This is a genomic window from Enteractinococcus helveticum, from assembly GCF_020742345.1.
Classification (GTDB): domain Bacteria; phylum Actinomycetota; class Actinomycetes; order Actinomycetales; family Micrococcaceae; genus Yaniella; species Yaniella helvetica_A.
The window spans coordinates 1-12,027 of record NZ_DYXC01000047.1; the positions used below are offsets into that span (position 1 = coordinate 1).

Genomic DNA, 12,027 nt, shown 5'->3' on the forward strand with positions numbered 1-12,027 from the left:
TCAAGTCCTTGCAGCGGCAGAGGAAGCATGCTCATCTGCACCTGTAGGGGGAGTTGGGTGAGGTTGCGAAGGTTTTCAATGATGATGCCACCGTTACCTAGCCAGAACTGGTGGACGGGGAAAGTGTCGGCCGCCTCGGCTGTGGGGTCGGGGCTCAGCGTGTCCACACCTAGAACTCTGGCGCCCAGCTGCCAGAGTTCTTCCGCCAGACCTACTTCTATATAAGGATGGTGTTCTCGTCGCGGTGTATGAAAATATTGGTCCCAGCCGGTCGCGATGCACACAATATGTGGCAGCTGATCAGGGACATGAACCAGATTATCGCAGCCGATGGGTTGTTCGGCTGCTGCTTCCTGGCGAAGCTGGAGGACCGTGGCGGAACCGTGGAGCAGCTCGAGATCTAACTGGTCAACAGTTTGCCCGTTTGGGATGCTGTGTGAGGGTGCATCTAAATGCGTACCGGTGTGGGTGCCAAAGTGAAGTCCGGTGACTTCTGCACCATCTGTCGGGATAGACAGCGCTGAGTCGAACTCGACCTGTGGATCTCCCGGATAGATCGGCATGCCCTGATAGATGGGATGGCTGAGATCAAATATCGTCATGGTGATGACTTCCCGATGATCGAGGCTGCTGAGCGTAAGGCGGCAATAAAGGCAGTCTCACGATCGGTAGGGGTTTCATTGGAGCCGGCAAGGCCTGCTAATTCCAGACTCACGAGACCGTGAATATAGGCCCACAGGCGATAGGCTCGCATACATGCTTCGGAGGTTTCGACCTCTACTGCACGTTGCACGGCGGTCACGAGTATTCCAAATGTATTATCAACGTGTTCGGTGGTGCCTGACCCGTAGATGTCGTTGAACATCACTCGATAATAATGCGGATTGTCCAGTGCGTTGGTCCGGTAGGCTTTTCCCAGCTCTAAGAGATCCGCTGCAGGATCATCAGTATGGACTACGGATTGTAGCTGTTCGGCAAATCGTGTAAAGCCTTCGATCACGACTGCTTCGATGAGAGCTTCGCGACTACCAAAGAGTGCGTAGATCGCGGCAGTGGTGGTGCCAGCTGCTGTGGCAACTTTGCGCATTGATAATGCCGCGGCACCATGCTCGGCAATGATCTCTGAAGAAACCTCAAGCAGCCGTTGTCGGACCGTTTCGTCGTGGATTCGTGGTCTAGCCATTTTCTGAGTCTATAGTATTGCACAACGTTTTCTAACAGTGTTATATTACAGTGTACAGAAACGTTACCCTCAAGGGGTGTCTGCAATGTTTGAACTCTCCGATCCAGCTCGTATCACCGCTGGTTTTGTCTTATTAGCAGCTATTACCGTAACTACCGGCGGCTACTTATTAACCCGGATCTCGCGGGGAAAAATGGAGGCCACGGACTTCCAGAAATCGTTTTATCGCGCGGGACATGCCCATGCGGGTGTGCTCATTATTCTTGGACTGGTGTGTCTCATATTGACGGAAGCCTCGTCGCTGACCGGTGGCTGGCTCTGGTTGAGCCGAGCCGGCGTGCTGATTTCTGCCATCTTGATGCCAGCGGGATTTTTCTTCTCGGCAATGGGTAAAGGGCGCACACAACCCAGTGCCTGGATTACCTTGCTGTGGATCGGAGCGATATTTCTGGTCTCGGGACTAGCAGCCTGTGGAATCGGGCTGCTTGTCAGCTAGGTTTGGATACCAGCGAGATGACCGCATAAGTCTCTGGTTTTTATTCTGAGCTGTTCAGACAGCTAGGCTGCGGATAACGAGTCTGTTGCCTTTAGGCAACTTGGACTATCGAAAGGAAATTATCGACGTTGTCTGTACCGCTGAGTATTCTCGATCTTGTCTCCATCGCTGAAGGCTCCACCGCCCGCGATGCGATTGCGGCCTCGATGTCTTCGGCTAAACTCGTCGATAACCTGGGCTATCGACGCTTGTGGTTCGCAGAACACCACAACACCCCAAACCTAGCGGCCAGCTCCACCGCACTGCTAATTTCTCAGGCCGCAGCGGTTACTGAAAAGATTCGGGTCGGCTCAGGGGGCGTGATGTTGCCAAATCACGCACCGCTAATGGTTGCTGAACAATATGGCACCTTGGCGAATATGCACGGGGATCGTATTGATCTGGGACTGGGCAGAGCACCCGGCACCGATATGATGACGGCGCAGGCCCTGAGTCGATCATCCGCCGAGCCCCAGGCGTTTGCGCAAAACATTTATGACATGCAGGGTTGGTTTGGTGAAAACGGCACCGCGTATAGCGTGCCCATCGTCTCGGCAGTTTCAACAAACACTAATGTTCCCATCTGGGTCCTAGGATCAACCGTCAATGGTGCGTCAATTGCAGGACAATTAGGCCTACCGTTCTCAATCGCATCGCATTTTGCTCCCGATCAAATCGACCAAGCTATTCAGGTGTACCGCGAAGCATTTACTACTGAATCAGCCACAGCTCAGATTGATACACCATATGTCATGGCAGGCATCAATGTCATGGTCGCTGACACTGAGGAACAAGCCAAACGCGAGTTCACTGTGGTCCAGCAAATGTTCCAGGATATTCACACCGGACAACGTCGACTGCTGCAGCCACCGGTGGAACCGAATCAGCTCACCGGCGTCGGTGCGGAACATTCGATGCTGCGCATTCAGGCTGTTGGCTCACCTCACACGGTGAAAACTCAGCTTGATGACTTCGTAGCACGAACCGGAGCCGATGAACTCATCACGGTCACCTACGCATATGACCCAGCAGTCCGAGACCGCTCCTACGAATTATTGGCAGATGTCTGGTTCTAATCGCAGGCCGGTGAACCAGACGCTTGGACAATCCACGGTGAACCTGATGGCTGATGCAGAAAAACTGCTTAAAACCATATGGCAGTTGATGACCGATGCGGCGACACCGCCGGGCAACGGGCTGACGTTGATGAATATTGCCACCGTCGGTCGTAATGGTGGGCCCCGGGCCCGATCTGTTATTTTACGTGACTTTGCGCGCTCGCCGGAACGTCTTGGGTTTGCCACACACGCTTCATCAGCGAAAGTGGCCGAAATTCGATCCAATTCAGCAGTCGCGGCAACATGCTATGACCGCAAGCGGTCACTGCAACTGCGCTTCGAAGGCACAGCTGAGATTATTGCAGATGATGCTGAGCGCTGGCGTGCTTGGCAACTCCTGGCACCCCACAGTCGGCAACAGTACGTTTCCCTGGTCACACCGGGCAGGGAGCTGACAACTCATGACCCGCGTGAAGATGACGTATCGACTGCGTTTCAACGTTTTGCCTGGATCAGTGTCCAGTTGCGGCATCTGGAATGGTTAGACCTCAGCACTGATCCGCATACTCGCTGGCAGTTCGAGCTAATAAACAACGGCTGGAGCGGTCAGCGCGTCATCCCATAGGCGCCTATTTTTTGAGGGCTTTGACGATACGTGTGACTACAAGACCGCCGATATACGCCAGCGGGATGCTCACGCCAAGTAATGCGACGGTATTTGGTTCAAAATGAGTGGTGCCGTTGCGGGTAATGTAGGCGCCCACCGGTACCGATATCCCACCACCGCCGCCGCCACTTCCGGCGTCACCGGTCTGTTCGAGATCGTTCCTGTCAGCTTCTCCGCCACCGAAGCCAAAGCTGACGAGCGCGACCGGAATAATCTTGGCACCGTCCACCTCAATGGGTGTTCCGTACGAATTTTTGACACCAATCGTAGAGAGCTTTTCGGCCAATTGGGCTGTAAGTAGTTCCATGGTCTCAGCCTATTGGCTCTAAGCCAAAAAATGCAGGGGGAATCCCGCAAAATGTCCGGAGCCGGTACCAGCTACGGTGTCAGTCTTGGCGCAATAAGCCGATGTTCTGGCGGAATCATGGCAGACAAAGAACCGTCGTAACGAGGACAGAGCGATGCATCACTTAAGCGCTATGGTTGATGAAGTTGTAACCATATAGAGAGCATGTGACAAGGGCATCATATGAAAGACACGCTACGCATTGCCGGGGTATACGTCGGCACTATTATTGGAGCTGGCTATGCATCTGGCCAGGAGATCCTGCAGTTTTTTACCGGCTACGGCTGGTGGGGTATTCTGGGCACCCTTGTCACGATGATCCTTTATCCGCTGCTGGGCTACTACCTGGTGGTACTGGGCAAGCGGGTCAAGGCCTGGTCGCATAAGACCCTGATTTACCATATCTGCGGGAAGTATTTGGGCGCCGTCGTCGATATTCTGCTGGCCTTCTTCCTCTTTGGTGTGGGCGTGATTATGATTGCCGGTTCAGGGTCGCTGTTCCAACAACAATTCGGTATTCCACCGGTTGCAGGCTATGCGCTCATGACAGTGTTGGTGATTACCGCACTGCTGCTGAGCTTGCGCCGGGTATTAGATGTCATCAGCATTTTGACGCCGGTGGCCTTCCTGCTGGTCATCGCCCTGGCAATCTACGCTGCTGTGACCGCGGATACTTCGGGAGTGGATTTGGAAACCGTAGCAGCTACCCAGCAGGAATTGGCTTCCCCACACTGGTTGCTATCGGCAGCTTTGCACGTTTCCTTTAATGTTGCGATTACGGTGAGTATCCTGGCGCTTGTGGGGGCCACCGAGCCGAACTATAAGGCAGCCAAACGCGGTGCGGTGCTGGGCGGTATTCTGCTGGGAATCATTGCCCTGGTAATCAACTTGGCCCTGTACATGAATGTAGGTGAACTCGTTGGCACCGATATGCCAATGCTCATTATTGCCACCGATTTACATCCGTATATTGGGGCGGCCATGGCACTGGTGCTGTTGGCCATGATCTTCAATACCGCAGTGCCTACCTTGTATTCCTTTACCGCACGATTTTTCACCGTCGAGACCCGCAGCTTCCGCATTGCCGCCGTCGTCGTTGGTATTGCAGCCTTTGGGTTTGGATTCGTTGGGTTTACCACGCTGGTGGGTACCGTGTATCCGCTGTTGGGCTACGTGGGCTTCGTCATCTTTATTTCCATGGGGGTCAACCTGATTCGGACTCGACGCAAGCCGGTGGAAGCCGAGGAATTTGCGTTGACCGAATAGCGATTCTCCTGCGCAGGACCCCCTGTCGTCGACAACGTGCGTCGGGTAGTCTCGGTGATACAACACTGAGATGATGGAAGGGAAATTCCGATGGTCGCAGTTGTTGAAACCCGCGCCCTGACGAAACTCTACGGCCGGCATGTGGCAGTCCAAGATATCGACTTGCAGGTCCACCGCGGCTCGGTCTTCGGTCTGATCGGACCCAACGGAGCCGGCAAAACTACGGTCCTGCGCATGCTGGTGGACATTATTCGTCCCACCTCCGGCGAATTGACGGTCCTGGGAGATTCGCCCCGCCGAGCGGGCGCGGGTATACGGCGTCGCATCGGATATTTGCCAGGCGATGTGACCCTCACCGACCGGCTTTCCGGGCGCACGTTGTTACACCACATTGCCCAGCTCAGTGGCACAGTTGCCGAACGCAAAATTGACCAACTTGCCGAGCGACTGGAACTGGATATGACCCGTCCGGTCCGGGAGCTATCCAAGGGCAATAAACAAAAACTGGGCCTCATCCAGGCTTTTATGCACGAACCCGAACTGCTGATTCTGGATGAACCGACCAGCGGTTTGGACCCGCTGATGCAACGCGAATTTTTGACCATGGTGCGCGAAGCCTCCCGTGCGGGCCAAACAGTTGTGCTCAGCTCGCACATCTTGAGCGAAATCCAACACGCCGCAGACGACGTTGCAGTGCTTGCCCAAGGCACAGTGGTTGCCCACGGCGATGTCGCGTCATTACGGCTGACCAGTGTGGCCCGGCTGGGTGCGGTGATTGCCGACGTCGATGCGACGACCCTGCACACGCGCATGCACGAGCTAGAGCAGCTGGAAGACCTCGATATCCAAGCTACCGGAGACGAACACGTCCACCGGTTGACCGCAACGATTCGCGGCGACATTGATCCGGTGATCAAAGCGCTTGCCACATTCCGGATTCGAGACCTGACGGTGGAAGAACCTGATCTGGAAGAGTCCATTATCGATCTCTACACTCGAACGGAGCAGGTCCAATGACGCATGCCACTCCACAGGCGAGTAGAACAACAACCTTTGGCCGAGTGTTCCTCCGGCTGGTCGTTGATGGTTGGCGAGCCATGCTCGGTTGGATCATCGGCATTGCCGCGGTGCTGGGACTCTACCTGCCGCTCTATCCGTCAATCGCTTCCCCTCAAATGACCGAGCTGCTGAATAATTTGCCCACCGAACTTGTTGAGGTGCTTGGTTATGACGATATTGTCACCGGGGCAGGATATACCCAGGCCACGTTCTTTGGGCTGCTGGGCTATGTGCTGATTGTCATTGCCACAACCGCCTGGGGTGCAGCCTTCATTGCTGGCGCCGAAGAAACCGGTCGGCTGGAACTCAGCCTGGCCCATGCGGTCGGGCGGGTGCAATACGCCGTGGAAAGTATTGCAGCACTCTTAGCAAAAATCTTGATCCTAGCGCTGGTGGTCTATGTGATGATCTGGGCGCTGAATGAACCATCGGAGCTCAACTTATCGGCGGTCAACCTGCTGGCCGGAACGATTGCGTGGGCGAGTTTGGGGCTACTATCGGGCGCCGCCGCGTTAGCCGTCGGTGCTCTGATGGGACGCAGAATGTGGGCGATTGCCGCCGGTGCCGGCATTGCGGTGATCAGCTACGTGTTCGATGCCGTGGGTAACACGAATAAAGACCTCCAGTGGCTGTACACACTCTCGCCCTATCACTGGGTCTACGGCAATAATCCGCTGGCTGAAGGCTTCGACTGGCCCGGATTCGCTGTTGTGTGGGCCCTCAGTGCCATATTCATCGGGCTGACCATTGCTGGTCTGGCCCGGCGCGACATTCTGGGGTGAGCCCGTTGTTCAGCAAGAAGACCGGGCAATACTGAACAACCGAAAACCAGATGAACGTCAGGCCATCACCGATGGCCGATGTCCTAAATTCGGCGCTGGGATGTTCGAATCGTTGATTTAGGGGTTCATAGCGTAGACTGCCAACAGCCAGCTGATCGGGAACTTCCCCATCGGTGCCGGCCAGTACCGCGTTGAGTGGCCTTTGTATAGTCGCTCCGCCTGTGCCAGGGCCGGGTCTTCCATTTACCCGGACGGATTCATTTTTCGTGACTTCTCTTGATTACGCCGCCAAAACTGGCGGTCCATCCACTATGCCTGCTTCTGCAATTGAGAGCCCAGAAAACGGCTTTACCCAACTCGGTGTTCCTGCCGAACTCGCTGCGGCTCTTGCGGCACAAGACATTACGGCTCCTACCCCAATTCAAGCCGCGACCCTGCCAGATTCACTGGCCGGCCGCGACGTGTTGGGCCGCGGGCGCACCGGATCGGGCAAATCCATTGCTTTCATGCTGCCCACCACAGCCCGGCTGAATAACGGCGGAACCCCAACGGCTCGACGTCCCCGCTCCCTTGTGCTGGCACCGACCAGAGAGCTAGCACTCCAACTTGCCGAAACCTTCGAACCACTGGGCGCAGCAAGTGGCCTCAAATCCGCCACCGTATTCGGTGGTGTAGGACAAAACCCGCAGGTCAGGGCATTACGCCGCGGCGTTGATGTGCTGGTCGCCTGCCCGGGTCGCTTACTTGATCTGATTGGTCAAGGCCACGCTGAGCTGTCGGAGATCGAAGTACTCGTCATTGACGAAGCCGATCACATGGCTGATATGGGCTTCTTACCACTGGTCCGACGTATCCTGGACCAGGTGCCAGCCAAAGCGCAGAAGATGCTGTTCTCCGCCACTCTTGATGCCGGTGTGAACGGTCTGGTAAAGCGCTACCTGAAAAACCCGGTCGTACATGAAGCGGATTCTGCGGTGTCGCCGGTGGCCAAAATGGATCACCACGTCATCACGGTTGGTGCAGATGAACGGCTTGGCACTCTGGCCAACCTGTGCGCAGCCCAAGGTCGCACCATTGTCTTTACCCGCACCAAACACGGTGCAAAACGCACGGCAAAACAACTGCGCCAACGCGGCGTGACCGCCCTGGAACTGCACGGCAACCTGTCCCAAAATGCGCGAACCCGCAACCTACAGGCCTTCCACGACGGTACCGCTGGAACCCTGGTGGCCACCGATATCGCGGCCCGTGGCATCCACGTCGACGACGTCGCCTTGGTGGTCCACGCTGATCCACCCGCTGAGCACAAAGCATATTTGCACCGTTCCGGACGAACCGCCCGGGCCGGCCAGGCCGGCACGGTCATCACCTTGGCGCTGCCAGATCTTACCGGGGAAGTCCGCAAGCTGATGCGCGCGGCAAAGATTTCTCCGACCCTGCACGAGGATGGCGCCACCGGTGATCTGCTGGACGAATTAGTCCCCGGACCACGCCAGTTCTTGGAACCGGTCGAGATTGCTCGCCAACTGGATCTTGCCGTGCCCGCCGCACAACCGGCGCGACGCAACGGGCGACCACGCCGTAGCCCTGATCGTGAAGACACCCCTCGCGGCGGTGGCCAGCGCTCGCGGAATCGTCGCGGCCGTTCGCACAGCAATCAGAAGCCTGCCGGCCAACGAGCCACTTCGGGGCGTCGTGGTGGCAATCGTCGTCGCACCGATGGACCAATGGCGCACTAGCGCGTCGACGTAAATACGCCAGTCAGGTGGAACCTGCTATCCACCAGACTGGCGTATTGTTGTTATGCTGCGGCCTTTACTGTTGTGGCCCCGATGGGTAACCGCCCGGCTGGTGACCATAACCACCATAGGGTGGGGTGCCGGGTTGTTGGCCGTAGGGTGGCTGCTGCACCGGCGGCTGGTACCCGAATTGCTGGGGTGCCGGCTGAGCCGAGGCAGTACCGGGCCTCTGGGCCTGCTGGTCCGTATCAGAAGCTTTTGGTGCGGTATAGATCATGACCCCGGCCAATAGCACCAGTGACATAAACAGCATCCACAGCACCGAGAAACTGGTGTGCTGCAGGGTGAAGAACCCCAGCACGGCGGTGGTGCGGCCGATCATCATGAATGCAGCACCGAAACTGACCACCATAAAGAAGAACCGCATCCAGGCCGAGGGCTTGAGCAACTGCAGAATAGACAAGGTGACGGTTGCGAGACAGAGCAGCAAAATCATCCACCCGCCGGAGGCCAAATGTGAGCTCATTGGGACGCCGTAACCGCCCACACTCGGGCCGAAGAAAAACCCAAATAGCGTCATGAATGCGGCCCCACCGGTAACGAATAGGCCCCAGGTTCGTGCGCTGTTCAAGTTAATCGGGGTGCGCGGGCGTGGTCGCGGCTGGAATGCCTGCCCATACGGTGGCTGTTGGCCGTAGGGCTGCTGTGCATAACCATAAGGCGCTTGCTGTTGTTGGTAGCCATAGGACTGTTGGCTAAAGCCACCTGATGGCGCCTGATGCTGCTGCTGGGATGGGGAATCTTGGGATGCAGATGACGACGTCGCCGCCGGCCAACCCCAGATCGGCTCACCGTGCTGTGCCTGCCCGGAGGCAGGTTCTTGCTGTGCGGCATCTGTGATCTCTGAAGACTCTTCGGCTTCGGAGGACGCGGCATCTGTGGGGTGAGGCTGAGCAGTTGGGTCTGGCATGGCCCACGCCTGTTGGGCTTGGTCAGACTCTTGGGCAGACTCTTGGGCAGCCGCGGCGTCCTGGGCCTGATCGGTGGCGGCAGGATCGTCACTGCGCGGGTGATCAGCAATTGTCTCGGTGACATCGACCTGGGCGTCATCCTGAACCGGATCTGATGCTGTGCCGGTAGCTTCGTCATCGGTGGGCTGCAGTGTTGAGGTTTCTTCCTCGGCAGCCTCCACGGGCTCAAAAACCTTTGTCGCGTCGTCGTCGGCAGTAGGCTCTTGGGGCTGAGCGGCCACGGATTGTGTGGCGGACTGTTCTGCCTGACGATCCCGAATCCACCCGGCCAGCCCCGGATACACGTTGGGATGGGCCAGAATCTGATCCCAAGATTCAGGGTGACTCTGAGCGAGTTCTTGGAGGCGGTGCGGGGAAATGGTCGGATCGGTCAGATCCACCGGATCCTGAGGGGAATGCGTCATCTACGGTGTCCTTTGATGCTCATCAAGACGGCCTGAGTTCTATTCTGACGGTGTCGTAGTCATCCAGGTGGGATGGAAACCTAAGACGTTGACACCGCATCAAAAGTCTAGCGGAGCCACATAACGCGTCATACAGTAAGTAGTTACACAGTTTAGGATAGATTTTGATTCGCAACCGTGCGCATATAACAGTTGCATATATTTAGGCGGCGTCGCGGCGTGAAACCCGCCGTCGTATTGTATGAGTAGAACATATGGCTGACGAAAACACACCACAGCACTCGGACCCATCGCATCACCACGATGACGAGTCCTCCACACCACACGAGCAACCCAACGAACAGACCCGGGCATTACCGTCACTATCTGACGATGCTCAGGGCGCTGCAACGCACGGTGAGGACGCCGAGCATCAGCCCGGTCAAGACGAAGTCACTGATGAAACGGTCGTGGAACAACCGGTCGCAGATGCTCAGCCGGCCCAGGGCAAGACCGAAGATATCGACCCCGAAACGCGCATGCTGCAACAGATTGCCGCACTCAAAGCCGACGAAGAGCCCGCCGGTCAGACCGAAGCAGCGGCTGCTCCGGAGGCTGCCAGCGACGAGGGCTCCGACGAAGAAGCCACAGTGCACGAAACTTCTGTGGATGACATGCAGGACGACGCCGTGCCACACACCACGGTGCGCTATGAATCCCCGATCAGTGCTGCGTCAGCCGATCATCCAGACCAGACCCAGGCCATGCCGCCGATCTCGGTGGCTGCAACCAGTGGTGCAACCGCTGAGCCCAACGAGCCTGCTGAGACCGGGCGGAAGAAGAAACGCCGCTGGCCCTGGTTGCTAGTTGGCCTGGTGGTCTTATTGGGCGGCGGCTACGTTGGTGCCGCATTTGCCACCCAGGATTCCCTGCCCGCGACCTTGACGGTCGAAGGGGTTGATGTGTCCGGGCTGTCGGTCCAAGAGGCCGCCCCGAGGTTAGAAGAGGCCTTTGCCGAACGCGCCCAGCGCGAGATTTTGGTGACCGTTGAGGACCAGGAAGCCACCCTGATCCCTGCAGAATCCGGATACACCTACGACGTCGACGCGACCCTGGATGACCTCACGGATCTGACCTTCGACCCGATGGCGCTGTGGGCACGAATCTTTGGCGAGGCCCACGTGGCGGCCCAGAAGTCTGTGGATGAGGAAACCTCCTCCGAAACTATTGCCGGACTGGCCGAACAGCTGAGTTTTGATCCAACCGAGGGCTCGGTGGTCTATGAGGGAGCCGAACTGGACTACACTGAGCCGATTCATGGTTTCACCGTGGACGACGAAGCCCTGAGCGACCTGGTGGCCGAAGAATGGTTGGGTGAAGCAACCGAACTGAACGCACCGGGCGAGGCAGAAGATCCTGCCGTCTCGGCAGAGCAGTGGGAACAATTTGTTGCCGATACCGCCCAACCGCTGGTCGAGGCCAACTATGCGGTGACCGCCGATGACGCGACCACCGAGCTGACTCCTGCCCAGCTGGGATCCGCTGCAGAAGTGCGTGTTGAAGGTGCCGCCGAAGAAACCGCGGCCACCGACCAAACTGAGGACGAAACCTCCGACGAGCCCGAATCGACCGAGCCCGAGGATGCCGACGGCGTGCGCCCGGTCTTGATCCTGGATGGCGAGACCCTCACTGACGCACTGGCCGAAAATAACCCCGAATTTGCTTCCACGAACGAGGACGCCACCGTACGGCTAACCGGCACTGCCGGCTCGGCCCGCCCAGAAGTCGTGCCCGGCTCCACCGGGCGCGGGGTCGATAGTGAACAAGTCGTCAATGAGATCCTGGCGGATCTGCGCGGGGAACAAACCCGTGCCATTACCGTGGAGCTCCACGAGGTCGAACCCGAAGTCACCACCGAAGACGCCGAAGCCTGGGACGTCAACCACGTCGACGCCGAATACGCCACCCCATACCCACC

12 protein-coding genes are annotated in these 12,027 nt (G+C 57.4%); 8 read left to right on the forward strand and 4 right to left on the reverse strand.

The window, feature by feature from the left end; all coding sequences use genetic code 11:
* Positions 1-602: cyclase family protein (locus K8V32_RS03635; RefSeq protein WP_303903023.1), on the reverse strand; the 602-nt coding region annotated here is incomplete at its 3' end.
* Positions 599-1,183, reverse strand: a complete 585-nt coding sequence (locus K8V32_RS03640) for a TetR/AcrR family transcriptional regulator (RefSeq protein ID WP_303903025.1) — start codon at positions 1,181-1,183, stop codon at positions 599-601. The genes K8V32_RS03635 and K8V32_RS03640, both read right to left, overlap by 4 nt.
* 85 nt (positions 1,184-1,268) lie before the next feature.
* Here K8V32_RS03640 and K8V32_RS03645 point away from each other — a divergent pair, with 85 nt between their 5' ends.
* The 3 genes from K8V32_RS03645 to K8V32_RS03655 all read left to right on the forward strand — a co-directional run bounded on the left by K8V32_RS03645 (position 1,269) and on the right by K8V32_RS03655 (position 3,401).
* Positions 1,269-1,679 carry a hypothetical protein gene (locus K8V32_RS03645; protein ID WP_303903054.1) on the forward strand — a complete coding sequence of 137 codons (411 nt, stop codon included), beginning with the start codon at positions 1,269-1,271 and terminating at the stop codon, positions 1,677-1,679.
* 128 nt (positions 1,680-1,807) lie between these two features.
* Positions 1,808-2,794, forward strand: a complete 987-nt coding sequence (locus K8V32_RS03650; protein ID WP_303903029.1) for an LLM class flavin-dependent oxidoreductase — start codon at positions 1,808-1,810, stop codon at positions 2,792-2,794.
* Positions 2,795-2,840: 46 nt separating this feature from the next.
* Positions 2,841-3,401 (forward strand): pyridoxamine 5'-phosphate oxidase family protein, encoded by a 561-nt coding sequence (locus K8V32_RS03655; RefSeq protein ID WP_303903032.1) that lies wholly within the window; start codon positions 2,841-2,843, stop codon positions 3,399-3,401.
* 4 nt (positions 3,402-3,405) lie between these two features.
* On the opposite strand, the gene K8V32_RS03660 is transcribed toward K8V32_RS03655, so the two are convergent.
* Entirely contained in the window at positions 3,406-3,750 is a 345-nt protein-coding gene (locus K8V32_RS03660; RefSeq protein ID WP_303903036.1) for a spore germination protein GerW family protein, read from the reverse strand.
* A 222-nt stretch (positions 3,751-3,972) separates the two neighbouring features.
* On the opposite strand from K8V32_RS03660, the gene K8V32_RS03665 reads away from it, so the two are divergent.
* The 4 genes from K8V32_RS03665 to K8V32_RS03680 all read left to right on the forward strand — a co-directional run bounded on the left by K8V32_RS03665 (position 3,973) and on the right by K8V32_RS03680 (position 8,635).
* Complete coding sequence (locus tag K8V32_RS03665; RefSeq protein WP_303903039.1) at positions 3,973-5,055, forward strand: YkvI family membrane protein; 1,083 nt, start codon at positions 3,973-3,975, stop codon at positions 5,053-5,055.
* Positions 5,056-5,145: 90 nt separating this feature from the next.
* A complete protein-coding gene (locus tag K8V32_RS03670; RefSeq protein ID WP_303903042.1) occupies positions 5,146-6,072 on the forward strand; it encodes an ABC transporter ATP-binding protein in 927 nt (308 codons plus the stop codon).
* Positions 6,069-6,896 carry an efflux permease Rv1217c-related protein gene (locus K8V32_RS03675; protein WP_303903045.1) on the forward strand — a complete coding sequence of 276 codons (828 nt, stop codon included), beginning with the start codon at positions 6,069-6,071 and terminating at the stop codon, positions 6,894-6,896. Before K8V32_RS03670 ends, K8V32_RS03675 begins: the two co-directional genes overlap by 4 nt.
* Before the next feature lie 311 nt (positions 6,897-7,207).
* Complete coding sequence (locus tag K8V32_RS03680; protein ID WP_303903057.1) at positions 7,208-8,635, forward strand: DEAD/DEAH box helicase; 1,428 nt, start codon at positions 7,208-7,210, stop codon at positions 8,633-8,635.
* A 76-nt stretch (positions 8,636-8,711) separates the two neighbouring features.
* Here K8V32_RS03680 and K8V32_RS03685 read toward each other — a convergent pair whose 3' ends face one another.
* A complete protein-coding gene (locus K8V32_RS03685) occupies positions 8,712-10,070 on the reverse strand; it encodes a variant leucine-rich repeat-containing protein (protein WP_303903048.1) in 1,359 nt (452 codons plus the stop codon).
* A 254-nt stretch (positions 10,071-10,324) separates the two neighbouring features.
* Between K8V32_RS03685 and K8V32_RS03690 the strand changes: the two genes are divergently transcribed.
* Positions 10,325-12,027 (forward strand): VanW family protein (locus tag K8V32_RS03690; protein WP_303903051.1); only part of this gene is annotated, 1,703 nt, incomplete at its 3' end.